Below are 22,045 nucleotides of genomic sequence, written 5' to 3'. Positions count from 1 at the left end.
CGCCTATCCCGCCAGTCTCACGGTCGTGGTGGTGCCCCAGATCGCCATCGACAGGAACAGGTCGATCACGTTGACGGCCACGATGGACGTCCGCACCGCGCGTCCCACGGCCACACCCACGCCGGCCGGGCCGCCGGAGGCGGTGTAGCCGTAGTAGCAGTGGATGAGGATGACGACGACGGCGAAGACCAGCACCTTGCCGAAGGACCACAGCACGTCGCCCGGTGGCAGGAACTGGTTGAAGTAGTAGTCGTAGGTGCCCGCGCTCTGGCCGTAGAACTGCGTCACCGTGAGCCTGGTCGCGAAGTACGACGAGAGCAGGCCGACGACGTAGAGCGGGATGATCGCGATCAGGCCGCCGACGATGCGCGTGGAGACGAGGTACTGCATCGAGGGGATCGCCATGACCTCGACGGCGTCGATCTCCTCGGAGATGCGCATCGCGCCCAGCTGGGCGGTGAAGCCGCAGCCGACGGTCGCGGCCAGCGCGATGCCCGCCACCAGCGGGGCGATCTCGCGGGTGTTGAAGTAGGCCGAGACGAAGCCGGCGAAGGGCGCGGTGCCGATCTGGTCGAGCGCGGCGTAGCCGGAGAGGCCGACCTGGGCGCCGGTGAAGAAGGTCATCGAGAGGATGACGCCGACGGTGCCGCCGATGACGGCCAGGGAGCCCGAGCCGAGGGTGACCTCGGCGAGGATCCGCAGGACCTCCTTCTGGTAGCGCACGGCGGCCTGGGGAGCCGCGGCGAGCGCACGGAGGTAGAAGGAGAGTTGCTTGCCCAGGTCGTCGAGGGACGAGAGGGGGCGCGTGTAGACCGACTTGAGGTTCGCCATCGTGATCAGCCCGTCTTCGGGGGGACGACCTGGAGGTAGATCGCGCTGATGACGAAGTTGACGATGAACAGCAGGACGAACGTGATGACGACCGACTCGTTGACCGCGTCACCCACGCCCTTGGGCCCTCCTCCTGCGTTCATGCCCTTGTAGGCCGCCACGATCGCGGCGATGAGGCCGAAGATCCCGGCCTTGATCAAACCGACCCAGAGGTCGGGGAGCTGGGCCAGTGCGGTGAAGCTGGCGATGTAGGCGCCTGGTGTGCCGTCCTGGAGCACCACGTTGAAGACGTAACCGCCGGCCACGCCGACCACGGAGACCAGGCCGTTGAGGAAGACCGCCACCAGGATGGCGGCCAGGACGCGCGGGACGACCAGGCGCTGGATCGGGTCGATGCCCAGCACCATCATGGCGTCGAGCTCCTCGCGGATCTTGCGGGCGCCGAGGTCGGCGGCGATCGCCGAGCCGCCGGCACCGGCGATCAGCAGCGCGGTCGCGATTGGCGCGGCCTGCTGCACGACCGCGAGCACCGAGGCCGAGCCGGTGAAGGACTGCGCACCGAACTGCTTGATCAGGCCACCGACCTGCAGTGCGATGACCGCACCGAAGGGGATGGCGACCAGCGCGGTGGGGATGATCGTGACCGACGCGATGAACCAGGCCTGCTGGATGAACTCCCGCAGCTGGAAGGGGCGACGGAACAGGCCTCGCAGCACGTCGAGGGCGAAGGCGAAGAGCTTGCCTGCCGCTCCGACGGGGGCGAGCGCCCTGGTCGCGGTGATGGACGCCACTGGTGTCTCGTGCTCCTCAGGCGCCCGTGGTCATGGTCATGTTCTCCTCGAACGAGCCCGGCGGCGGGGTCACGCCGTGCTCGCGGCACCAGGCGCCGGGCTCCCGCTGGGAGCGGCGCGGGATGCCGTTGGAGGGCTCGAGCTGCAGCGGGATCGGCGGCAGCGGCGGCAGCTCCTGGTCGGCCTCGGCCGCGAGCTCGTCGGCGTCCTTCTCCTCGGACATGCCGATCGGGCCCACGCGCTGGGCGTTGAGGAACTGGCGGACCACGGGCTCCTCGGAGGAGAGCAGCATCTCGCGCGGGCCGAACATCGCCAGGTGCTTGTGGTAGAGCAGTCCGATGTTGTCGGGCACCGTGCGAGCGGTGTTGATGTCGTGGGTGACGATGAGGAACGTCGCGTCGATCTGGGCGTTGAGGTCGACGATGAGCTGGTTCAGGAACGCGGTGCGCACCGGGTCCAGGCCGGAGTCGGGCTCGTCGAAGAGGACGATCTCGGGGTCCAGCACCAGCGCGCGGGCCAGGCCGGCGCGCTTGCGCATGCCGCCGGAGATCTCGCCCGGGAGCTTGTCCTCGGCGCCGAGGAGACCCACGAGGTCCATCTTCTCCATCACGATGGAGCGGATCTCGGACTCGGACTTCTTGGTGTGCTCGCGCAGCGGGAAGGCGACGTTGTCGTAGAGGTTCATCGAGCCGAACATCGCGCCGTCCTGGAACAGCACGCCGAACAGCTTGCGGATCTCGTAGAGCTCCTTCTCCGAGCAGGAGGCGATGTCGGTGCCCTCGATGATGATCGAGCCCTGGTCGGGCTTCAGCAGCCCGATGAGGGTCTTGAGGAAGACCGACTTGCCGGTGCCCGAGGGACCGAGCATCACGCAGATCTCGCCCGCGGGGACGGTCAGGGTGACGTCACCCCAGATGAGCTGCTTTCCGAAGGACTTGCTCAGGTGCTCGACCTTGATCTCCACGCCCATGTACGTGTGCTCCTTCGTCATGCTGCTCCAGGCGCTGCCTCCCTCGTGGCTGCGCACACCCACGAGTAACAACGCCGTTGTCGCCGCGAGGTTACGGCAGTTTGTCACGCGCGTCACTCGGCTGCCGATGTTTGGGACACAACCTTGACCGGCGGTGCACGGCACCGTGGTGACCTGCGCAAATGCACCTCGGCCCCGCCCCCACGAGGGGGACGGGGCCGAGGTGGTGGCCGGCGCCCGAGGAGTCGGGCTACGGCCGGTGGGTCACTTGACCGAGACGGTGGCGCCGGCGGCCTCGAGGGCCTCCTTCGCCTTGTCGGCAGCGTCCTTGGCGACCTTCTCGAGGATCGGCTTCGGGGCGGCCTCGACGAGCTCCTTGGCCTCCTTCAGACCGAGGGAGGTCAGGGCGCGCACCTCCTTGATGACGTTGATCTTCTTGTCACCGGCGGCCTCGAGGATGACGTCGAACTCGTCCTGCTCGGCAGCGGCGGCCTCGCCACCGCCGGCACCGCCGGCAGCAGGGGCGGCGGCGACGGCGACCGGGGCAGCGGCGGTGACGCCGAAGGTCTCCTCGAACTGCTTCACGAACTCGGAGAGCTCGATGAGGGTCATCTCCTTGAACGCGTCGAGGAGCTCGTCAGTGCTCAGCTTCGCCATGGTGGCGTTCCTTCCGTGTGGTGGTCGCGACCTCGTGGTCGCCACCGGGTTTCAGGTGGTGGTGTGCCGGGGTGAGCGGATGCTCAGGCCTCGGCGGTGTCGCCCTCGTCGGAGGCCTCGGCGGCGTCGGCAGCCGGGGCCTCGTCAGCGGGGGCCTCGTCCGCGGCGTCCGCGGCAGGGGCCTCCTCGGCGGCGGCCGGGCTGTCCACATCGGACGCGGCGGCACCACCTGCGAGGATCGAGGGGTCCTGCTCGGCCTTGGCCTGGAGCGCACCCGCGAGGCGGGCGGCCTGGGCCAGGGGGGCGTTGAGCAGGTAGACGGCCTGGCTGAGCGACGCGAGCATCGCACCAGCCATCTTGCCCAGGAGCACCTCACGCGACTCGAGGCTCGCCAGCTTGGCGATCTCGTTCGCGTCGAGGGGCTTGCCGTCCAGGACACCACCCTTGATCACGAGGGTGGGGTTGGCCTTGGCAAAGTCACGCAGGCCCTTGGCGGCCTCGACCACGTCGCCGTTGATGAAGGCGATCGCGGTGGGGCCGGTCAGCAGGTCGTCGAAGCCGGAGATGCCGACCTCGTTGGCGGCCAGCTTGGCCAGCGTGTTCTTGACCACGGCGTACGTGGCGTTCTCGCCGAGGGAGCGGCGGAGGTCCTGCAGCTCCTTCACGGTGAGACCGCGGTACTCGGTCAGCACGGCACCAGCGGAGGCGTTGAACGACTCAACGATCTCCGCGACGGCCGCCTGCTTGTCTGCCCGCGCCATGGGTCTCCTCACTTCTGCTGGAGAGACCGCGCCAAGCACCCGCGCAAATCACGAACGCCCCGAGCGCGGGCGCTCAGGGCGTGGAACCGGCGGACCGGGTCTGGCTCTGCTCACCTGCGCAGGTCGCCCGCTCTCGCGGGGCCTTCGGACCGGCTGCCGGAGCAGCCCGCCGACCGGCGGTCTCTGGTTACGAGCGTGAACTGTACGGCGGTCCACGCGGGCCCACCAAATCCACCGCCCCTCCCCCGGGCTGGCAGGATCGGCACCATGACCGACCGCGCCCCGCTGTCCTCGCTGTCCGCCGACGAGCTCGCCGCCTTCCTGGCCGAGAAGCAGGCGGCGTACGCCGCCCTCAAGGAGCGCGGGCTGACGCTGGACCTCACCCGGGGCAAGCCGGCCAGCGACCAGCTCGACCTCTCCGAGGCACTGCTCTCGCTGCCCACCGGCCACACCGACCGCTCCGGCGCGGACGTCCGCAACTACGGCGGCCTCGAGGGCCTGCTCGAGCTGCGCGAGATGTTCGCCGAGCTGCTGGGGGTCGAGACGGCGCAGGTCATCTGCGGCGGCAACTCCAGCCTCACGATGATGCACCAGGCGCTCGTCGACCTCCTGCTCTGGGGCGGCCCCGGCTCCGAGCGCCCCTGGAAGGACGAGCCGGTCGTGAAGTTCGTCTGCCCGGTCCCCGGCTACGACCGCCACTTCTCCATGCTGGCCGACTTCGGCATCGAGATGGTCACCGTCCCGATGAACGAGGACGGCCCCGACGTCGACGCCGTCCGCGCCCTCGTCGCCGACGACCCGGCCTTCAAGGGACTGTGGATCGTCCCGACCTACGCCAACCCCACCGGCGCGGTCTGCTCGGTCGAGGTCGCCACCGCCCTGATGTCGATGCCCACCGCCGCTCCCGACTTCCGGGTCTTCTGGGACAACGCCTACGCGCTGCACCACCTCACCGACACCGAGGTCAAGAGCGCTGACGCCCTGTCCATCGCCGCCGCCAACGGCCACCCCGACCGGCCGATCATGTTCGCCTCGACCTCCAAGATCACCTTCGCCGGCGCCGGCGTCGCGGTCATGGCGATGTCGGAGACCAACAAGGCCTGGTTCCTGAAGCACCTCGGGATGGCCTCCATCGGCCCCGACAAGGTCAACCACCTGCGTCACGTCGAGTTCTTCGGCGACGCCGACGGCGTCCGCGCCCACATGCGCAAGCACCGCGAGCTCATCGCCCCGAAGTTCGCCGCCGTCCAGGACGCCCTCACCAGCGAGCTCGAGGGCCTCGAGGTCGCCGAGTGGACCCAGCCCACCGGCGGCTACTTCGTCAACCTCGACGTCATGGACGGCACCGCCACCCGGGTCGTGCAGCTGGCCAAGGAGGCCGGCATCGCCCTCACCCCCGCCGGCGCCTCCTTCCCCCACGGCCAGGACCCCCGCGACCGCAACATCCGCCTCGCCCCCACCTTCCCGCCCCTGGACCAGGTCGAGACCGCCATGGCCGGCGTCGCCACCTGCGTCGCCCTCGCGGCCGCCGAGGCGCTCAGCAACCGCTGACACCAGCACCCCACGACAGCAACCCGGCCCCCAGCACAGCGGGGGTCGGGGTCGGTGCGCTGCCCCCGGCGCCGTCGGGCGGGCGGGGCGCCCCCGGAGGAGCGTGGCTGGGTCTGGCGGGGCCGCTCGTGAGGGACGAGCGAGCGGCCTGGTAGCGACGAAGGGGGTGTCCCGCCCGCCCGTCGGCGCCGCGCAGCGGCGCACCGACCCCGACCCCCGCCCCCACCGCAACCACCCCCACGACGACACGAAGGCCCGGCCCCCGCGAGGGGGCCGGGCCTTCGACGTACGTGCGCGGGACTCAGGCGGTGGGGGCCTCGTCCTCGACGGCGACGTTCTTCACGCGGTTGGGGTCGACCTGGATGCCGGGGCCCATCGTCGTGGAGACAGTGACCTTCTTGATGTAGCGGCCCTTGGAGCTGGCCGGCTTGAGCCGCAGCACCTCCTCGAGGGCGGCGGCGTAGTTCTCGGCGAGGTTGACCTCGGAGAAGGACGCCTTGCCGATGATGAAGTGCAGGTTGGCGTGGCGGTCGACGCGGAACTCGATCTTGCCGCCCTTGATGTCCGTCACGGCCTTGGCCGGGTCGGGGGTGACCGTGCCGGTCTTGGGGTTCGGCATGAGGCCGCGGGGACCGAGCACGCGGCCGAGGCGGCCGACCTTGCCCATGAGGTCCGGGGTCGCGACCACGGCGTCGAAGTCGAGGTAGCCGCCGGCCACCTTCTCGATCAGCTCGTCGCCACCGACCTCGTCGGCACCGGCGTCGAGGGCGGCCTGGGCCTTGTCACCGACGGCGAAGACGAGGACCTTGGCGGTCTTGCCGGTGCCGTGGGGCAGGTTGACGGTGCCGCGCACCATCTGGTCGGCCTTGCGGGGGTCGACGCCGAGACGCATGACGACGTCGACGGTCTCGTCGAACTTCTTCTTCGAGGTGGTCTTGGCGATCTTGATCGCGGCGAGCGGGGCGAAGACCTCGTTCTTGTCGAACGAGGCGGCCGCTGCGCGGTAGGTCTTGCTGCGCTGCATGTCTGGGTTCCTTCTTCTGTGATCCAGGTGTGGTCGCTCGGGCCAGCGCGGCCCTGCCACAGGGGTACGACGCCGGCTGACGTCGGTGTCCGACCGGGCGGAGCCCGGGGACGTCAGTCGGTCGTGATGCCCATCGAGCGGGCGGTGCCCTCGACGATCTTCATGGCGGCCTCGACGTCGTTGGCGTTGAGGTCGGGCAGCTTGGTCTGGGCGATCTCGCGCACCTGGTCCTTGGTCAGCGAGCCGACCTTGTCCTTGTGCGGGACCGAGGAACCCTTCTGCAGCCCAGCGGCCTTCTTGATCAGCTCGGAGGCCGGCGGCGTCTTCGTGATGAAGTCGAAGGTCCGGTCCTCGTAGATCGTGATCTCGACCGGGATGACGTTGCCGCGCATGGACTCGGTCTGGGCGTTGTACGCCTTGCAGAAGTCCATGATGTTGACGCCGTGGGGACCCAGGGCGGTACCGACCGGCGGGGCCGGCGAGGCGGCGCCGGCCTGGAGCTGCACCTTGACCAGGGCAGCGATCTTCTTCTTCGGAGGCATGCTGCTTCTCTTTCCTACTCGTGGTCATGTCGAGGACGCCGTGTGCGTCCTCTGCCACCTGCGCCCCGCGGGGCGCAGCGAACAGTGTGGGTCGGGAGGGTCCCCCGACCCAATTCCGGGCGGGGCCGGCTCAGACCTTCTGCACCTGGCTGAAGGAGAGCTCGACGGGGGTCTCGCGACCGAAGATCTCCACGAGCGCCTTGACGCGCTGGCTCTCGGCGTTGATCTCGGTGATCGTGGCGTGGAGCGTGGCGAAGGGCCCGTCGACGACCATGACGGAGTCGGAGACGGCGAAGTCGGCCACCTCGACCGGCTTCTTGGCGGTGGTGGCGCTGCCGGCGGGGGCGGTGCCGGCGGCGACGGCCTCGGCCTGGGCGCGGGCCACGACGGCGGGGGCGAGCATGTCCTCGACCTCACCCATCGTCAGCGGCACGGGCTGGTGGGAGTTGCCGACGAAGCCGGTGACCGAGGGCGTGTGGCGCACCGCGGACCAGGACTCGTCGGTGAGGTCCATGCGGACCAGGACGTAGCCGGGGAGGACGGTGCGCTTGACCATCTTGCGCTGACCGTTCTTGATCTCCGCGACCTCCTCGGTGGGGACCACGATCTCGTGGATGTAGTCCTCCATGTTGAGGGAGATGGCGCGGTTCTCCAGGTTCTGCTTCACCCGGTTCTCCATGCCGGAGTAGGTGTGCACGACGAACCAGTCACCCGGCTTGGCCCACAGCTCGCGGCGGAAGCGCTCGAGCGGGTCGTCCTCGTCGGGCTCGTCCGCGGCGTCCTCGTCGAGGTCGTCGGCGTCGGAGTCCTGGTGCTCGGCGGCGGAGGCCTCGGCGTCCGCCCCGTCGCCGTCGACCTCGTCGGCGAGGGCGGTCGCGTCCTCGGCGCCCTCGGGGGCGTCGGTGTCGGCGGCGCCCGCGTCCAGGGACTCGTCGGTCTCGGCGGGGTCGAACTGCTCAGTCACGTCCTGCTCCATCACGTCGTACGTCGCTCCCGGCGCTGCGGCCGGGGACGGTGCGGGCGGCTGCCCACGGGTGGTCGGTGGGCCCTACTCGGCGTTGCCGCCGAAGACGGCGAAGGCCAGGCGGCCCAGACCGAGGTCCAGGGAGGCGATGATGGCCATCATCACCAGCACGAAGACCATCACCACGAAGAAGTAGGTGACCAGCTGCTCCTGCGTCGGGTAGACGACCTTGCGCAGCTCGGCGACGACCTGCCGGTAGAAGGTCACCGGGCTGGTGCGCGCGGGCTTCTCGTCGCGGACCGCGTTCTGCTCGCTCACGCCGGTCACCTCTCCCTGTCCTCGTGCTGCTGGCTGGTGCTGCCTGGTCCTGCTCGATCGGTGCTGCTGGTGCTGCTGCGCCACCGGCCGGGACCGGTGACGTGGAGCAGGGCACGAGGGACTTGAACCCCCAACCTTCGGTTTTGGAGACCGATGCTCTGCCAGTTGAGCTAGTGCCCTCCGACGACCTCCCCGGGGGCATGCCGAAGCATGCGGGGAGACCACCAAGTGGGGAGTCTACGGGTCGGCTCCGCGCGCCGTCCAAACGCCTCGCGCCGGGAGCCGTCGTGCAGGTGCCGTCGGACCGGTGCCGGGGAGGCGGGGCCGGCCGTCGGCGTGTCCCGCCTAGGGTGGCGCCGTGCGCGACCTCCACACCCTGCCCAAGGCGCACCTGCACCTGCACTTCACCGGCTCGATGCGCCACCAGACGCTGCTGGAGCTCGCCGAGCGCGACCGGATCGCGCTGCCAGACTCGCTGGTCGAGGAGTGGCCGCCGCACCTCTCGGCGGCCGACGAGAAGGGCTGGTTCCGCTTCCAGCGGCTCTACGACGTGGCGCGCTCGGTGCTGCGGACCGAGGGGGACGTGCGACGGCTCGTGCTCGAGGCCGCCGAGGACGACGTGCGCGACGGCGGACGCTGGCTGGAGATCCAGGTCGACCCCAGCGGCTACGCCGCGCGCTTCGGCGGGATCACGGCGTTCACCGACCTCGTGCTGGACGCGGTCGCCGACGCCTCGCGCACGACCGGACTGGGGATGGCGGTGGTCATCGCCGCCAACCGCACCCGGCACCCGATGGATGCGCGGACGCTGGCGCGGCTGGCGTCGCAGTACGCCGGTCGCGGGGTCGTCGGGTTCGGGCTGTCCAACGACGAGCGGCGCGGCACGACCTCGGAGTTCGGGCCGGCCTTCGCGATCGCCGAGAGAGCCGGGCTGGCGCTGGTCCCCCACGGCGGCGAGCTGCTCGGCGCCGACCACGTGAGCACCTGCCTGGACCACCTGCACGCGGACCGGTTGGGCCACGGCGTGCGCTCGGCCGAGGACCCGGCCGTGCTGGAGCGGGTCGTGGCGGCCGGGGTGGCGCTCGAGGTCTGCCCGGTCTCCAACGTGGCGCTCGGCGTCTACTCGGACCTCACCTCGGTGCCGCTGCCGGACCTGCTGGCGGCGGGCGCGACCGTCGCGCTGGGGGCCGACGACCCGCTGCTCTTCGGGTCCCAGCTGGCCGCGCAGTACGCCACGATGCGTGCCGCCCACGACCTCGACGACGCGACGCTGGCCGAGCTGGCCCGGATGTCGGTGCGGGCCTCGCGGGCGCCCTCGGACGTGCGGCAGCGGGTGCTGGCCGAGATCGACGCGTGGCTGGCCGGCCCCGAGGAGCCGGCCGGGCCGGTCGGCGCGCGCTGACCCGTGCCCGGACCCCGGGGGCGGTCACCCTGGCCGTCGCGGTGAGAGGATGCCGACGTGAGCGAGCCGGACGACCAGAACACGCCCTGGACCCACCAGCCCTACGGCAGCGGTCCGGGCGAGCCCGACCGCCGGCCCCAGGACCCGCCGGCTCCCCCGGCGTACCCGACCAACCCCTACGCCGAGGCGCAGCCCCCGCAGCCGGGTCCCGACCAGGGCCAGGCCTACTCGCAGGGCTACGGCCAGCCGGCGTACGGCCAGGGCTACGCGCAGCCGTTCCCCTCGGTGCCCAACCACCCCTCCGCCAACACCGCGCTCGTGCTGGGCATCGTCGCGCTCGGTGGTGGCTTCGTGTGCGGCCTGCCGGTCCTGGCCGGGCCGTTCGCGTGGTACATGGGCGCCAAGGTCAAGCGCGAGATCGACGCCGAGCCGATGCGCTACGGCGGTCGCGGGGAAGCCAACGCGGGCATGATCCTGGGCATCGTGGCGACCGTGCTGCTGGGCCTGGCGGTGCTCGTCGTCATCGCCGTCGTCGCCATCGCGGCCGGCACGTCGGTCTAGGTCGTCGGCCGGAGGGGACGACGACCCGGCGGTGCGTTCCTGACTGCTCGGCGGGTCAGAGCTCGCAGCCGAGGAGCACCGGCTCGTTGACGAGTCGTACGCCGAAGCGCTGCTCGACCCGGTCGCGCACCTCGCGGGCGAGGGCCAGCAGGTCGGCGGTCGTGGCCCCGCCGCGGTTGGTGAGCGCGAGGGTGTGCTTGGTCGACAGGGTGGCCCGGCCGCCGGTGACCTCCGCGCCCCAGCCCTTGCCGAGCCCGGCGTGCTCGATCAGCCACGCGGCGCTGGTCTTGACGCTGCCGTCGGGCTGCGGCCAGGCGGGCGCACCCGCGGGCACGTCGGCGGGGTCGAGGACGGGATTGGTGAAGAAGGAGCCGGCGCTCCACGTGTCGTGGTCGGGCTCGTCGAGGACCATCCCCTTGCCGCGGCGCAGCGCGAGGACCGCGGCGCGCACGTCGGCGAGCGGGGCACGGGCGCCCGGCTCGACGCCGAGGGAGCGGGCCAGCTCGGCGTACGCGACCGGGGCGCCGAGGGTGCCCAGGCGCAGCTGGAAGGTCACCGAGACCACGACGTAACGGCCGGGCTCGGCCTTGAAGCGGGAGTGGCGGTAGCCGAAGCCGCAGTCGGCGTGGGCGAAGGTGCGCCAGGCGCGCTCGACCCGGTCCCAGGTGCGCACCGACGCGACGGTCTGGGAGACGTCCTGGCCGTAGGCACCGACGTTCTGGACGGGCGTGGCCCCGACGGAGCCCGGGATGCCGGAGAGCGCCTCGACACCGACCCAGCCGCGCTCGACGGCGGTGGCGACGAAGCCGTCCCAGGACTCCCCCGCGGCGACGGTGACCATCGCACCGCCGCACGTCGGGTCGTCACCGTCGACGTCGCTGGTGACACCTCGCGTGGCGACCTCGACGACCGTGCCGGCGAATCCCTCGTCGGCCACGACCAGGTTGCTGCCGCCGCCGAGCACGAGCAGGGGCTCGCCGGCCTCGTCGGCGGCGCGGACCGCGCCGACGAGCTCCTCGTCGTCGCGGGCGACCACCCAGCGTGCGGCCGGTCCGCCGAGACGCAGGGTGGTGCGCTCCGCCAGGAGCGGCGCGGTCGCAGCGTCAGCCACGGCGCAGGACCGCCTTCGGCATGCCGAGGACCTTCTGGCCCTCGTGGGTGACGGTGAGCGCGACGGTGGTCAGGCCGTCGTCCCCCACCTTCTCCTGACCCGCGACGACGACCTCGGCACCACCGTCGGCGGGCACCACGACCGGGGAGGTGAACTTGCAGCCGAGCGAGACGACCTCGTGGTCGGGGAACCACTCGGCGACGGCGCGGGCGGCCAGGGCCAGGGTGTACATCCCGTGCGCGATCACGCCGGGCAGGCCGACCGAGGTGGCGACGGCCTCGTCGGTGTGGATCGGGTTGTGGTCGCCGCTGGCGGCGGCGTACGCCGCGAGGTCGGCGCGGGTGACGGTAAAGGTGCGCGGCTCCAGGCTCATGCTCCGGCCCCCTCGTCGCCAGCGTCGTGGTCGGCCTCGTGGTCGGCCTCGTGGTCGGCCTCGCCCCGGTGGACCAGCGTCGCGCCGGTCGTGCAGACCAGGGCCCCGGTGGCGTCGGTGACCTCGCTGGTGGTGCCGATGATGTCGTTGCCGCCGATCTGGCGCAGCGACGTGACGGTGAGGGTCGCGGTCAGCTCGTCGCCCTCGACCACCGGGCGCTCGTAGGCGAAGCGCTGCTCGCCGTGGACGATGCGGTGCAGGGAGACCTGCTCGGCCTCGAGGAAGGCGTTCATCGCCTCGAAGGCGGTCACGATCGGGAAGGTCGCCGGCGCCGGACCCCCGGTCCATGCACCGCCCGTCGCGGCCGCGAAGGCATGCAGCGCCTCGGCGGTCACGGCATAGGGTCGGGTGGGTGGGAAGCTCCGACCGACGATCGATGGGTCCACGGGCATGGCTTCAACCTAGGCGATCTCGTGCGGCCGCCCTGCTGCTGGTCGCGGCCCTCGTCGGGTGCAGCGGTGCCACTACCGGACCGGTCGGCCCCGGCTCGGCCGGCAGGAGCGATGACGCGCCGGTAGCGGGCCCGGCGCGGCTCTCCGACTGCCGCCCGCTCGAGGCGGGTGCGGTGCGCGGTCGGCCGCCGGCGTACCTCCCCGACGGGGTGGGGCTGGAGCCGCTGCCGGTCTCGGACGCGGTGTGCGCGGGCGTGTGGGCGCCGCGGGCCGCGGCCGCGCTGGTGCCGCAGGGCGTGGCGGTGCGGGGCGGGACGGCCTGGTTGACGGGGTACGACGAGGGCGAGCCCGGCAGCCTGTGGTGCCGGGTCGTGCGGCTGGACCTGCGCACCGGCGCGCTGCTGGCCGACCGCCGGCGCGTGAGTGGCCAGGTGGGCACGGGTCCCGAGGTCTCCTGCCGCCACGGCGGCGGCGTGGCCCTGGACCGCCACGGGCTGTGGCTGACCGAGAGCGCTCGGCTGTGGCTGATGGACCCCGAGACCCTCGAGGTGCTGCGGGGCTGGCGGCTCGCCGACCCCGTGCAGGGCTCCTTCGGGCTGCTCGACGGCCGGGGCCGGCTCGGGCTGGGCCGCTTCCGCCCCAGCCGCGTGCACCCGGGGCGGGCGGCGCTGGACTGGTTCGACCTCGACGCGGTGCTCGCGCCGGGGGTGGTCGAACTCGGGTCGGAGGACGCCGTCGCCACCAGGAAGGTCCCCTCGCACGCCCAGGGCGCGGTGTGGGCCCGGATCGCCGGGCGCACCGGGGTGTGGTTCGCCCGCTCGAACACCCGTTGCGGGGTGCTCGAGGGGCCGGGCGGGCTGCGCCGGGGGTTCCTGCCGGGTGCCGAGGGGATGGCAGCCGGCCCGGGGAGCCTGTGGACGGTCAGCGAGTCCGCGGCCCGGAGCTTCTGGCGGCTGGGCGGGCGACCCGTCGTCCCCACGTTGAGCCGGCTCGACACCGGGCGGCTGCGGGCGTGGCCCGAGCCGACCTGCGACCCGGGGGACTGACGGCACGCCGGGCCTGGGCGTCGGTCGGGCCCGGGCGTCGGTCGGGCCCGGCACGGGCCGGTCGCGCGTCGCGGCGGTCGCTGTCGGCGTACCCATAGGAACGCCGACGGCCCGCCAGGAGGACCTGGCGGGCCGTGCGGTGCGAGTGCGCTGGGGTCAGCGGGTCTCGCGGTGGTCGGTGTGGGTGCGGCACCGCGGGCAGAACTTCTTCATCTCCATGCGGTCGGGGTTGTTCCGACGGTTCTTCTTGGTGATGTAGTTCCGCTCCTTGCAGTCCACGCAGGCGAGCGTGATCTTGGGGCGAACGTCAGAGCTCTTGCTGGCCACGGGATGTCCTTGCTGATCGGAGGCGGTGCGGGATCTGTGGTAGCGGGGGCGGGACTCGAACCCGCGACACCACGATTATGAGCCGTGTGCTCTAACCACCTGAGCTACCCCGCCACATGGATGAGGGTCGACCCCGGTCTGCACCGGCGACGACCCGACCCAGAGCCCCTTTACGGAATCGAACCGTAGACCTTCTCCTTACCATGGAGACGCTCTGCCGACTGAGCTAAAGGGGCAACGACGCAGAACCATACAGAGTCTTCGGCGTAGGAGAAAATCGGGGCATGGCCCAGCCCTTCTTCGTCCCCGACGGCACCCTTGACGACGGCTCGGAGCGGTTCGTCCCGACCCCCTCGGCGGCCGGCCCGTGGTCCCCGGACGCCCAGCACGGGGGTCCGCCGGCGGGTCTGCTCACGCGGGCGCTGGAGCGTCTCCCGGAAGCGGCCGACCGGGTGGTCGGGCGGCTGACGATGGAGCTGCTCGGGCCGGTCCCGGTCGCGCCACTGGTCTGCTCGGCCCGGGTCCTGCGGCGCGGCCGCTCGGTGCTGATGGCCGAGGCGGTGCTGCACGACCCGGCCGCCGGTCGCGACGTGGCCACCGCCCGCGCGTGGCTGTTCCCCCGCGGCACCGGCCCCGCGAAGGTCGGACCCGCCCCGGCGCACGGACCGGCCGACGGCGTGGTCAAGGCCTCCCCCGCGACCTGGCACCCGGGCTACGTCGAGGCGGTGGAGTGGCGGTGGACCGCCGGCTCCGTCGACACCCTCGGCCCCGGCACGGCCTGGATGCGCGCCCCCGAGCTGGTCGAGGGCGAGAGCACCTCGCCGCTGGCGCGGATGATGACGTGCGTCGACTCGGCCTCGGGGGTCAGCGCCGCTCTCGACGTCACGCAGTGGGGCTTCCAGAACACCGAGCTCACCGTGCACGTGCTGCGCGAGCCGGTCGGCGAGTGGGTCTGCATCGACGCCGAGACCACCCTCGGGCCCGGCTCGGTCGGGGTCGCGACCTCGACGGTCCTCGACCGGCTCGGACCGGTCGCCCGGTCCGCGCAGGCGCTCCTCGTCGTACCCCGCTGAGGGTGCGCACCGCTGGTCGAGGTGCGAGCGCAGCGAGCCACGAGACCCTCGTCGCGCACCTGGGGTCTCGTGGCTCGGCGCTGGCGCGCCTCGCACCTCGACCAGCGGGCGGGCGCTCGTCCTGGGCCTGCTTCAGCGCGGGGCGAGCGTGGGGAAGGGGACGGCCTGCTCGAGCTCGTAGGCCAGCTCCAGCAGCAGCGCCTCGCGGCCGGAGCCGGCGCCCAGCATCATCCCGAACGGCAGTCCGTCGGGGGTGGTGGCCAGCGGCAGGGAGACCGCCGGGTCGCCGGAGGCGTTGTGCCAGGGGGTGAAGACGACCCACTCCAGCAGCCGCTCCATGACCTGGTCGAAGCCGGGTTCGGGCGAGAGGTGGCCCACCGGCGGCGTGGCGGTGGCCAGGGTGGGGCAGAGGGTGACGTCCCAGCGCTGGTGGAACTGCGCGGAGATCGCCGTGGTGCGGCGCAGGCGCGCGATCGCCCCGGGCACGCGGTGGGCGTTGCGGCGCGCGTGCCGGGCCAGGCCCAGGGTGAGCGGGTCGAGCCGCGCCTTGTCGAAGGTGCGGCCGTGGTTGCGCCGGCCGCCGGCCACCAGGGCCCCGGCGAGGACCGACCAGTAGAGGAGGAAGTCGTCGGGGAAGGTGTCCGGCACCGGCGCCGCGACCTCCTCCACGTGGTGGCCCAGGTCCTCCAGCACCCGGGCCGTGCGCCAGGTCGCCTCGACGGCGTCGGGGTCGCCGGTGCGGCCCGCGCCGGAGGTGAAGACCGCGACCCTGAGTCGCCGGCGTCCGGGGCGGGTGATGTCGCCGATCGGGCGCAGCCGCAGCGGGCGGTAGACCTTCTCGGCCTCACGCAGGAACGCCGCGGTGTCGCGCACCGACCGGGTCACGACCCCGTCGCTGACGATCCGCACGGGCTGCCCGCGCAGCATCGCGTCCTGGGCCAGCCGCCCGCGGGTCGGCTTGAGGCCGACCAGGCCGTTGACCGCCGCCGGGATGCGGATCGAGCCACCGCCGTCGTTGGCGTGGGCGATCGGGACGGCACCGGTGGCGACGAGGGCCGCGGCCCCGGCCGAGGAGGCGCCCGCGGTGCGCTCCGGTGCCCACGGGTTGCGCACGGGGCCGAGCCGGGGGTGCTCGACGGCGGCGTTGAAGCCGTACTCCGAGAGGCGGGTCTTGCCGAGGGTGACCAGCCCCGTGGCGTGGTACATCCGGGCGAAGTCCCCGTCCCGGGGCGCCGGCCTGCCGACGTACGCGTCGGTGCCCTGGAGGGTGGGCAGGCCCTCCACGTCGACGTTGTCCTTCAGGAAGCCGGGTACGCCGGCGAAGTAGCCGCCCCGCAGCGCGCGTGCCTCCGCACGGGCCCGGTCGTAGGCGCGCCAGGCGACCGCGCCGAGCGCCGGGTCGACCGCCTCGGTCCGCGCGACGGCGGCCTCGACGACCTCGGGCGCGGAGACCTCTCCGCGGTGGAGGGCCTCGACCAGCCCGACCGCGTCGTGGGTCCCGAGGGCGTCGTCGGAGAAGGCGTGCACGCGTGGCATGCCGCCGCACGCTAGCCGCCCCGCACCCGGGCGGGGAGGGAGCCCGGCATCCGGTCCGGGCACGGCAACCTGGCGCCGGGTCATCCGCAACCTGACGACGGGTCAGCGCAGGAACAGGGGGACCAGCACGGGGAGCAACAGGCTGGTGGCGAGCGCGGTGAGCCCCATCGCCAGGCCGGAGAACGCACCCTCGACGGGGTGCTCGTGCAGCATCCGCGAGGTGCCGATGCCGTGGGAGACGGCGCCGGTGGCGAGGCCGCGCGCCCGGTGCTCGCGCACGCGCAGCCACGTCAGGACCGTGGGAGCGGCGACGGCCCCGAGGATGCCGGCGGTGATGCCGATCGCCGCGGTCAGGGGGGCGACCCCCTCGATGGTCCGCGACAGGGCGATCGCGACCGGGGCGGTCGTGGCCTTGGGGGCGACGGTCCGCGCAAGGAGCTCGTCGCCGCCCAGCAGCTGCACCAGCAGCATCGCCGAGCCGACGGAGACGACCACCCCGACCAGGAGACCGATGACCAGCGGCAGCGCGTAGCCCCGCAGGCGGCCGAGCTGGCGGTGCAGCGGCACGGCCAGGGCGACCGTCGCGGGGCCGAGCAGGAAGGTCACGATGGTGGCGCCCTCGGCGTACGTCTCGTAGTCGACGTCGAGCAGCATCAGCGCCGCGGCGAGCAGCACGACGCCGACCAGCACGGGCTGGGCCACCGGGTGCCCGGTGCGGTCGCGCAGGTGCACGCCGAGGCGGTAGGCCAGCAGCGTGGCGACCAGCCAGGTCAGCGGGTGCGAGAGGAACCAGCTCACCCGGCGCGCTCCCGGGTCAGCAGCTGGGCGGTCCAGCCCACCGCGGCCAGCCCGAGCAGCCACGAGACGACGAGCGCCACCAGGATCGCCGGACCGTCCTGGCGCAGGACGGCGCCGTAGACCACGACGCCGACCCCGGCGGGCACGAAGAGCAGCTGCAGGTGCGGCAGGAGCGCGTCCGCAGCCTGGTGGACCGAGCTGCCCTCGGGCGGACGGCGCACGAGCAGCACGAGGAGGAGCACGACCATGCCGACGACCGGGCCGGGCACGGGGGCGTCGAGGGCGTGGACGACGACCTCGCCGACCAGCTGGCACCCCAGGAGCCAGGTCAGGCCGGAGACGACGCGCACGCCGGCGAGTGTGGCAGCCCGGAGGCCCGGCGGCGCAACCGCCGGGGACCCCGTCGCCGCACCGCCGTCCCCGTGGACGGCTCGACCGTGCCGTGGGCCACGGTCAGCCGCGCCGGTGGCAGCCGACGAGGTGCGGGTCGAAGACGCCGGTCGCCTCCATGAGCGCGAACATCGTCGTGGGGCCGACGAAGGTGAAGCCGCGCCGCTTGAGCTCCTTCGAGAGCGCCAGCGACTCCGGCGAGGTCGTCTGCTGCTCGGCGGTGTCCTGCGGCGCGGGCGGGTCCACCGGGGCGTGGGCGCGGACGACCCGCTCCAGCGCGCCCTCTCCCTCGGCACCGACCAGGGCGAGCGTCGCCCGGGCGTTCGTCACCGCCGCCAGCACCTTCGCGCGGTTGCGCACGATCCCGGCATCGGCCATGAGCCGGGCGACGTCCGCGTCGTCGTACGCCGCCACGCGCGCCGGGTCGAAGCCGTCGAAGGCCGCGCGGAAGGCTGGCCGCTTGCGCAGGATGGTGACCCACGAGAGCCCGGACTGGAACGCCTCGAGCGTCAGCCGCTCGAACCAGGCCGCGTCACCCTCGATCGCGCGGCCCCACTCCTCGTCGTGGTAGTCGCGCATCAGACCGGGCTCGGCCCCGGCCCACGGGCACCGCGGCACGCCGTCCTCACCGGTCAGGGGTCCCATGGCGGCAGCGTGCCACGGCGCACCGACAGCCGGGTCAGCGTTGGTCGAGCAGGCGAGCGCCAGCGAGCCGTCGTCGAGACCGCTGCACCGGCCCGTGGTCGCCGACCACAGGCAGCTCACGCGGTCTCGACGACGCCCTCGCTGGCGCTCGGGCTGCTCGACCAACGGAGGACCGACGCCCTCGCTGGCGCTCGGGCGGGAGAGACCAACTGTGGAGCGACGGCCTCGTCAGGAGCGGGGGCGGAGGCGGGCGTTGGGCAGGGCCGGGGAGGGGATGGGGGCGAGGTGGTCGCCGGGGACGACGCCGAAGCGGCCGTCCGCGACGTCCTGGGAGTCGCCGACCACGGTGCCGTCGCGGGTGATCTGCGCCTGCCACTCCTCGCGGTAGCCCGCGACCTCCTCGTGGGTGGCGCCGATGAAGTTCCAGAACATCACGATCGACTCGCCGAGCGGCTCCCCGCCCAGCAGCAGGGCGCGGACCGGCTCCTCGCCGGCCCGCAGGCGCACGGTGGCGCAGCCGGTCGGCACGTGGACCAGGTCCGAGGGCGTGCCCGGGACCCCCTCGACCTCGACCCGGCCCGCGTCGACGAGCACCCCGTGCTCGTGGTCCGGGTCGACCGCCACCTCCAGCGAGGTGCCGGGCTCGAGCAGGAGCTCGGCCCCGACCAGCGGCGAGAAGGTCTCCACCGGCGACCGGTCACCGAGCAGGGAGCCGAGGAAGACGCGCGCCTCCCACCCCTCCCCCGCGACCGGGTCGGGTGCGTAGTGGCGGAAGGCGGGGTCGGTGCCCCGCGCCTCGGCGGGCAGCGCCACCCACAGCTGGGCGCCGTGCAGCACGCTCGTCGCCGCGGTCGAGACCTCGGAGTGGGAGATGCCGCGACCGGCGGTCATGAGGTTGAGCTCGCCGGGGCGCACCATCGCGTGGTGGCCGGCGGAGTCGCGGTGCTCGATCTCGCCGGTGAAGAGCCAGGAGACGGTCTGCAGCCCGGTGTGCGGGTGGGGCGCGACCACCATCCCGCCGGTCTCGGCGACATCGTCGGGGCCGTAGTGGTCCACGAAGCACCAGGCGCCGATCATCGTGCGGCCGCGCTGCGGGAGGGTGCGCCGCACGGTCATCGCCCGCGGCCCGCCGAGCGGCACCTCGCGCGCGGTCATGACGCTCACGCCGGACTCGTCACCGCTGGCGCACTCGACCTCCTCGCTGGGCCGGTCCAGGCGGGTCACGACAGCTGCTCCGGCGAGACCGCCCGCTTGTCCTCGTCGCCGCGACCCGAGGGCACCACGTGGCCGGCGTCGCTGGCCCACAGCGTCGTGGAGTCGTGGGTGGCTGGGTCCAGCCGGACCACGATCGACTTCGAGGTCGGGGTGTTGCTGCCCAGGGCGGTGCTGGCCAGCGGCACGAGCGGGTTGGTCTCGGGGTAGTACGCCGCGGCACAGCCGCGCGGCTGGTCGTAGGAGACGACCCGGAACGCCGGGGCCTGCCGCTCCACGAGCGACGCGGTCTCGTCGTCGGGGTCGCGCCACTCGCTGACCAGGTCGACGAGCTGGCCGTCCTCCAGCCCCAGCGCGGCGACGTCCTCGGGGTGGACGAAGACGACCCGGCGGCCGCCCTTGACGCCTCGGTAGCGGTCGTCGAGGCCGTAGATCGTGGTGTTGAACTGGTCGTGGCTGCGCATCGTCTGCAGCAGCAGCCGCCCCTCCGGCACGTGCAGCACGTCGAGCGGGCTGACGGCGAAGACGGCCTTGCCCTGCGGCGTCGGGAAGGTGCGGCTGTCGCGGGGCGGGTGCGGCAGGACGAAGCCGCCCGGCTGGTCGACCTTCTCGGCGTACGCCGCCGCGCCGGGCACCACGCGGGAGATGCGGTGCCGGATCTCGGTGTAGTCCGCCCGCAACTGCTCCCACGGGACCGGGTGATCCGCGCCGAGGGTCGCCAGGGCGATGCCGCACACGATGTCGACCTCCGAGCGCAGGTGCTCCGAGGCGGGCTCGAGCGGACCGTGGGAGGCGTGGACCGCGGACATGGAGTCCTCGACCGTGACCCGCTGCTTGCGACCCCCGGTGAGGTCGCGCTCGCTGCGACCCAGGGCCGGCAGGATGAGCGCCTCGCGGCCGTGGACCACGTGGGAGCGGTTGAGCTTCGTGGAGACGTGCACCGTCAGCGCCGCGCGCCGGAACGCCTCCTCGGTGACGGCGGTGTCGGAGACGGCCGAGACGAAGTTGCCCCCCATGCCGATGAACACCGAGGCGTCGCCCTCGTGGAGGGCGGTCACGGAGGCGACGGTGTCCAGGCCGTGCTCCCGAGGCACGGGGATGCCGAACTCCTGCTCCACGGCGGCGAGGAAGTGCTCCGGCGAGCGCTCCCAGATGCCCATGGTCCGGTCGCCCTGCACGTTGGAGTGCCCGCGCACCGGGCAGAGGCCGGCACCGGGCTTGCCGATGTTGCCCTGGAGGAAGGCGACGTTGGCGAGCTCCTTGACGGTGGCCACCGAGTTGCGGTGCTGGGTGATCCCCATGGCCCAGCAGGTCACGGTGGCCGAGGAGTCGGCGAACATCCGGGCCGCCTCCTCGATCTGCTCCCAGGTCAGGCCGGTCGCCCGCAGGACGGCGTCGCGGTCGAGGGTGCGCAGGTGGGCGGCGTACTCCTCGAAGCCGACGGTGTGGGTGTCGATGAAGTCGTGGTCGAGGGCGTCCCACTCCAGCAGCAGCGAGCCGATCGCCTGGAAGAGGGCGAGGTCGCCGTTGATCCGCACGGGGAGGTGCAGGTCGGCCAGGGCGGTGCCGTTGCCAACGACCCCGCGGGGCACCTGGGGGTTCTTGAACCGCACCAGCCCGGCCTCGCGCAGCGGGTTGATCGCGAGGATCCGTCCGCCGTTGCGCTTGACCTTCTCCAGCGCCGTGAGCATCCGGGGGTGGTTGGTGCCGGGGTTCTGCCCCGCGATGACGACCAGCTCGGCGGTCTCGACGTCGCGCAGGCTCACCGAGCCCTTGCCGATGCCGATCGACTCCGCCAGCGCCACCGAGGTCGACTCGTGGCACATGTTGGAGCAGTCGGGCAGGTTGTTGGTGCCGAAGGAGCGGGCCAGCAGCTGGTAGACGAACGCCGCCTCGTTGGAGGTCTTCCCGGAGGTGTAGAAGATCGCCTCGTCGGGGCTGGACAGCCCGCGCAGGTGGCGACCGATCGTCTCGAAGGCCTCCTCCCAGCTGACCGGCTCGTAGTGGGTGCCACCGGGACGCAGCGCCATCGGCTCGGTGATCCGGCCCTGCTGGCCCAGCCAGTAGTCGGTGCGCTGCGCCAGGTCGGCGACCGGGTGCTCGGCGAAGAAGGACCGGTCGACCCGCCGCAGGGTGGCCTCCTCCGTGACCGCCTTGGCGCCGTTCTCGCAGAACTCCGCGGTGTGCCGGTGCCCCGCCTCCGGGTCCGGCCAGGCGCAGCCCTGGCAGTCGAAGCCGTCGACCTGGTTGAGCCGCAGCAGCGTGCGCGCGGTGCGGATCGGGCCCATCTGCTCCACGGCCCGCTTCATCGCCACGGCCACCGCCGTGGGACCCACGGCGTGGTCCTTGGGCTTGCCGACCACGAGCTCGCGCTCGTCGACGTCGCGGGTGGGTGCGGAGAAGGACAGACCGAACGGCATGGCCCCATCATGCGCGGCGCGACCCAGGCCCCAGCCCACCCACGGGGTACGGACCAGTCGCGGCGCGGCTCGCGAATCCCTTCTCGGCGACCTCTCAGCGCCGCTAGCGTGCTGGGCACGACCGACCCACCTGCCGGGTCACCGAGGCCCGGCCCCCTCCAGGAGGACCACCGATGTCGACCACCCCACCGCCTCCCCCGCCGCCGCGCGAGCCGCCCTCGGGCGGGGACGGAGGGTACGGCGCTCCGGCTACGGCGGCCAGCCGGCGTACGGCGGCCCGCCCGCTCCGG

At 72.8% G+C, this 22,045-nt stretch carries 24 protein-coding genes and 3 tRNA genes; 5 read left to right on the top strand and 22 right to left on the bottom strand.

Annotated elements, in window-relative coordinates:
• Positions 1-3 precede the first annotated feature (3 nt).
• The 5 genes from ACYVID_RS15730 to rplJ all read right to left on the bottom strand — a co-directional run bounded on the left by ACYVID_RS15730 (position 4) and on the right by rplJ (position 4,010).
• Complete coding sequence (locus ACYVID_RS15730) at positions 4-831, bottom strand: MlaE family ABC transporter permease (protein ID WP_460738626.1); 828 nt, start codon at positions 829-831, stop codon at positions 4-6.
• Positions 832-836: 5 nt separating this feature from the next.
• A complete protein-coding gene (locus tag ACYVID_RS15725) occupies positions 837-1,622 on the bottom strand; it encodes an MlaE family ABC transporter permease (RefSeq protein WP_460738624.1) in 786 nt (261 codons plus the stop codon).
• Positions 1,623-1,638: 16 nt separating this feature from the next.
• Positions 1,639-2,592: an ABC transporter ATP-binding protein gene (locus ACYVID_RS15720; RefSeq protein WP_460738675.1), complete on the bottom strand. Its 954-nt coding sequence runs from the start codon at positions 2,590-2,592 to the stop codon at positions 1,639-1,641.
• Between the two features lie 264 nt (positions 2,593-2,856).
• Positions 2,857-3,249 (bottom strand): 50S ribosomal protein L7/L12, encoded by a 393-nt coding sequence (gene rplL / locus ACYVID_RS15715; protein ID WP_460738622.1) that lies wholly within the window; start codon positions 3,247-3,249, stop codon positions 2,857-2,859.
• A gap of 83 nt (positions 3,250-3,332) precedes the next feature.
• On the bottom strand, positions 3,333-4,010 hold the full coding sequence (gene rplJ / locus ACYVID_RS15710) for a 50S ribosomal protein L10 (RefSeq protein WP_460738620.1): 678 nt from the start codon (positions 4,008-4,010) through the stop codon (positions 3,333-3,335).
• 267 nt (positions 4,011-4,277) lie between these two features.
• Here rplJ and ACYVID_RS15705 point away from each other — a divergent pair, with 267 nt between their 5' ends.
• The gene (locus ACYVID_RS15705) at positions 4,278-5,561 is read left to right on the top strand and encodes an aminotransferase class I/II-fold pyridoxal phosphate-dependent enzyme (RefSeq protein ID WP_460738618.1); all 1,284 of its coding nucleotides are present in this window, start codon (positions 4,278-4,280) and stop codon (positions 5,559-5,561) included.
• Positions 5,562-5,862: 301 nt separating this feature from the next.
• Here the strand turns inward: ACYVID_RS15705 and rplA are convergent, their stop codons facing one another.
• The 5 genes from rplA to ACYVID_RS15680 all read right to left on the bottom strand — a co-directional run bounded on the left by rplA (position 5,863) and on the right by ACYVID_RS15680 (position 8,589).
• Positions 5,863-6,585 (bottom strand): 50S ribosomal protein L1, encoded by a 723-nt coding sequence (gene rplA / locus ACYVID_RS15700; RefSeq protein WP_460738616.1) that lies wholly within the window; start codon positions 6,583-6,585, stop codon positions 5,863-5,865.
• A 113-nt stretch (positions 6,586-6,698) separates the two neighbouring features.
• On the bottom strand, positions 6,699-7,127 hold the full coding sequence (gene rplK, locus ACYVID_RS15695) for a 50S ribosomal protein L11 (protein ID WP_460738614.1): 429 nt from the start codon (positions 7,125-7,127) through the stop codon (positions 6,699-6,701).
• A gap of 130 nt (positions 7,128-7,257) precedes the next feature.
• Positions 7,258-8,103, bottom strand: a complete 846-nt coding sequence (gene nusG, locus ACYVID_RS15690) for a transcription termination/antitermination protein NusG (protein ID WP_460738612.1) — start codon at positions 8,101-8,103, stop codon at positions 7,258-7,260.
• Positions 8,104-8,175: 72 nt separating this feature from the next.
• Positions 8,176-8,409: a preprotein translocase subunit SecE gene (gene secE / locus ACYVID_RS15685; protein WP_300641381.1), complete on the bottom strand. Its 234-nt coding sequence runs from the start codon at positions 8,407-8,409 to the stop codon at positions 8,176-8,178.
• A gap of 107 nt (positions 8,410-8,516) precedes the next feature.
• A tRNA-Trp gene (locus ACYVID_RS15680) sits at positions 8,517-8,589 on the bottom strand.
• A gap of 178 nt (positions 8,590-8,767) precedes the next feature.
• On the opposite strand from ACYVID_RS15680, the gene ACYVID_RS15675 reads away from it, so the two are divergent.
• Together ACYVID_RS15675 and ACYVID_RS15670 are read left to right on the top strand one after the other, a co-directional pair.
• Positions 8,768-9,811, top strand: coding sequence for an adenosine deaminase (locus tag ACYVID_RS15675; RefSeq protein ID WP_460738609.1), 1,044 nt, complete (start codon positions 8,768-8,770; stop codon positions 9,809-9,811).
• Positions 9,812-9,868: 57 nt separating this feature from the next.
• The gene (locus tag ACYVID_RS15670; RefSeq protein WP_460738608.1) at positions 9,869-10,372 is read left to right on the top strand and encodes a DUF4190 domain-containing protein; all 504 of its coding nucleotides are present in this window, start codon (positions 9,869-9,871) and stop codon (positions 10,370-10,372) included.
• Between the two features lie 55 nt (positions 10,373-10,427).
• Here the strand turns inward: ACYVID_RS15670 and ACYVID_RS15665 are convergent, their stop codons facing one another.
• Genes ACYVID_RS15665 through ACYVID_RS15655 form a run of 3 tightly spaced genes read right to left on the bottom strand, consistent with a single transcriptional unit; the run spans position 10,428 to position 12,308 of the window.
• Entirely contained in the window at positions 10,428-11,483 is a 1,056-nt protein-coding gene (locus ACYVID_RS15665) for a UDP-N-acetylmuramate dehydrogenase (RefSeq protein WP_460738606.1), read from the bottom strand.
• On the bottom strand, positions 11,476-11,856 hold the full coding sequence (locus ACYVID_RS15660; RefSeq protein ID WP_460738604.1) for a MaoC/PaaZ C-terminal domain-containing protein: 381 nt from the start codon (positions 11,854-11,856) through the stop codon (positions 11,476-11,478). Before ACYVID_RS15660 ends, ACYVID_RS15665 begins: the two co-directional genes overlap by 8 nt.
• Positions 11,853-12,308, bottom strand: a complete 456-nt coding sequence (locus ACYVID_RS15655) for an FAS1-like dehydratase domain-containing protein (RefSeq protein WP_460738603.1) — start codon at positions 12,306-12,308, stop codon at positions 11,853-11,855. The genes ACYVID_RS15660 and ACYVID_RS15655 overlap by 4 nt, the downstream gene beginning before the upstream one ends.
• A gap of 173 nt (positions 12,309-12,481) precedes the next feature.
• Here ACYVID_RS15655 and ACYVID_RS15650 point away from each other — a divergent pair, with 173 nt between their 5' ends.
• Positions 12,482-13,354, top strand: coding sequence for a hypothetical protein (locus ACYVID_RS15650; protein ID WP_460738601.1), 873 nt, complete (start codon positions 12,482-12,484; stop codon positions 13,352-13,354).
• Positions 13,355-13,510: 156 nt separating this feature from the next.
• On the opposite strand, the gene rpmG is transcribed toward ACYVID_RS15650, so the two are convergent.
• From rpmG to ACYVID_RS15635, 3 genes are all read right to left on the bottom strand, one after another.
• Positions 13,511-13,681 carry a 50S ribosomal protein L33 gene (rpmG, locus tag ACYVID_RS15645; protein WP_179529838.1) on the bottom strand — a complete coding sequence of 57 codons (171 nt, stop codon included), beginning with the start codon at positions 13,679-13,681 and terminating at the stop codon, positions 13,511-13,513.
• Positions 13,682-13,718: 37 nt separating this feature from the next.
• Positions 13,719-13,795, bottom strand: a tRNA-Met gene (locus ACYVID_RS15640).
• A 49-nt stretch (positions 13,796-13,844) separates the two neighbouring features.
• Positions 13,845-13,917 (bottom strand) — tRNA-Thr (locus tag ACYVID_RS15635).
• 48 nt (positions 13,918-13,965) lie between these two features.
• Between ACYVID_RS15635 and ACYVID_RS15630 the strand changes: the two genes are divergently transcribed.
• The gene (locus ACYVID_RS15630; RefSeq protein ID WP_460738599.1) at positions 13,966-14,754 is read left to right on the top strand and encodes a thioesterase family protein; all 789 of its coding nucleotides are present in this window, start codon (positions 13,966-13,968) and stop codon (positions 14,752-14,754) included.
• Positions 14,755-14,886: 132 nt separating this feature from the next.
• Here the strand turns inward: ACYVID_RS15630 and ACYVID_RS15625 are convergent, their stop codons facing one another.
• The 6 genes from ACYVID_RS15625 to ACYVID_RS15600 form a co-directional block, all read right to left on the bottom strand.
• Positions 14,887-16,290 carry an amidase gene (locus ACYVID_RS15625; protein WP_460738597.1) on the bottom strand — a complete coding sequence of 468 codons (1,404 nt, stop codon included), beginning with the start codon at positions 16,288-16,290 and terminating at the stop codon, positions 14,887-14,889.
• Between the two features lie 102 nt (positions 16,291-16,392).
• Positions 16,393-17,088, bottom strand: coding sequence for an LrgB family protein (locus tag ACYVID_RS15620; RefSeq protein ID WP_460738595.1), 696 nt, complete (start codon positions 17,086-17,088; stop codon positions 16,393-16,395).
• Positions 17,085-17,438 (bottom strand): CidA/LrgA family protein, encoded by a 354-nt coding sequence (locus ACYVID_RS15615; protein WP_460738593.1) that lies wholly within the window; start codon positions 17,436-17,438, stop codon positions 17,085-17,087. The genes ACYVID_RS15620 and ACYVID_RS15615 overlap by 4 nt, the downstream gene beginning before the upstream one ends.
• A 103-nt stretch (positions 17,439-17,541) precedes the next feature.
• Entirely contained in the window at positions 17,542-18,123 is a 582-nt protein-coding gene (locus ACYVID_RS15610; RefSeq protein ID WP_460738591.1) for a DNA-3-methyladenine glycosylase I, read from the bottom strand.
• Positions 18,124-18,351: 228 nt separating this feature from the next.
• Entirely contained in the window at positions 18,352-19,347 is a 996-nt protein-coding gene (locus ACYVID_RS15605; protein WP_460738589.1) for a pirin family protein, read from the bottom strand.
• Positions 19,344-21,755, bottom strand: coding sequence for an FdhF/YdeP family oxidoreductase (locus ACYVID_RS15600; protein WP_460738587.1), 2,412 nt, complete (start codon positions 21,753-21,755; stop codon positions 19,344-19,346). The genes ACYVID_RS15605 and ACYVID_RS15600 overlap by 4 nt, the downstream gene beginning before the upstream one ends.
• Positions 21,756-22,045: the final 290 nt, after the last annotated feature.

The sequence above is a fragment of the Nocardioides ginkgobilobae genome, assembly GCF_054781275.1.
Note: the sequence above shows the minus strand (reverse complement) of the source record. Positions and strands in the feature narration are given on the sequence as shown.

What these genes read in the sequence shown, in the direction of transcription:
- ACYVID_RS15730 (WP_460738626.1), bottom strand. Translation starts at nt 831, where the DNA reads ATGGCGAACCTCAAGTCGGTCTACACGCGCCCCCTCTCGTCCCTCGAC.
- ACYVID_RS15720 (WP_460738675.1), bottom strand. Translation starts at nt 2,592, where the DNA reads ATGGGCGTGGAGATCAAGGTCGAGCACCTGAGCAAGTCCTTCGGAAAG.
- rplL (WP_460738622.1), bottom strand. Translation starts at nt 3,249, where the DNA reads ATGGCGAAGCTGAGCACTGACGAGCTCCTCGACGCGTTCAAGGAGATG.
- rplJ (WP_460738620.1), bottom strand. Translation starts at nt 4,010, where the DNA reads ATGGCGCGGGCAGACAAGCAGGCGGCCGTCGCGGAGATCGTTGAGTCG.
- ACYVID_RS15705 (WP_460738618.1), top strand. Translation starts at nt 4,278, where the DNA reads ATGACCGACCGCGCCCCGCTGTCCTCGCTGTCCGCCGACGAGCTCGCC.
- rplA (WP_460738616.1), bottom strand. Translation starts at nt 6,585, where the DNA reads ATGCAGCGCAGCAAGACCTACCGCGCAGCGGCCGCCTCGTTCGACAAG.
- rplK (WP_460738614.1), bottom strand. Translation starts at nt 7,127, where the DNA reads ATGCCTCCGAAGAAGAAGATCGCTGCCCTGGTCAAGGTGCAGCTCCAG.
- nusG (WP_460738612.1), bottom strand. Translation starts at nt 8,103, where the DNA reads ATGGAGCAGGACGTGACTGAGCAGTTCGACCCCGCCGAGACCGACGAG.
- ACYVID_RS15660 (WP_460738604.1), bottom strand. Translation starts at nt 11,856, where the DNA reads ATGAGCCTGGAGCCGCGCACCTTTACCGTCACCCGCGCCGACCTCGCG.
- ACYVID_RS15655 (WP_460738603.1), bottom strand. Translation starts at nt 12,308, where the DNA reads ATGCCCGTGGACCCATCGATCGTCGGTCGGAGCTTCCCACCCACCCGA.
- ACYVID_RS15630 (WP_460738599.1), top strand. Translation starts at nt 13,966, where the DNA reads ATGGCCCAGCCCTTCTTCGTCCCCGACGGCACCCTTGACGACGGCTCG.
- ACYVID_RS15625 (WP_460738597.1), bottom strand. Translation starts at nt 16,290, where the DNA reads ATGCCACGCGTGCACGCCTTCTCCGACGACGCCCTCGGGACCCACGAC.
- ACYVID_RS15610 (WP_460738591.1), bottom strand. Translation starts at nt 18,123, where the DNA reads ATGGGACCCCTGACCGGTGAGGACGGCGTGCCGCGGTGCCCGTGGGCC.
- ACYVID_RS15600 (WP_460738587.1), bottom strand. Translation starts at nt 21,755, where the DNA reads ATGCCGTTCGGTCTGTCCTTCTCCGCACCCACCCGCGACGTCGACGAG.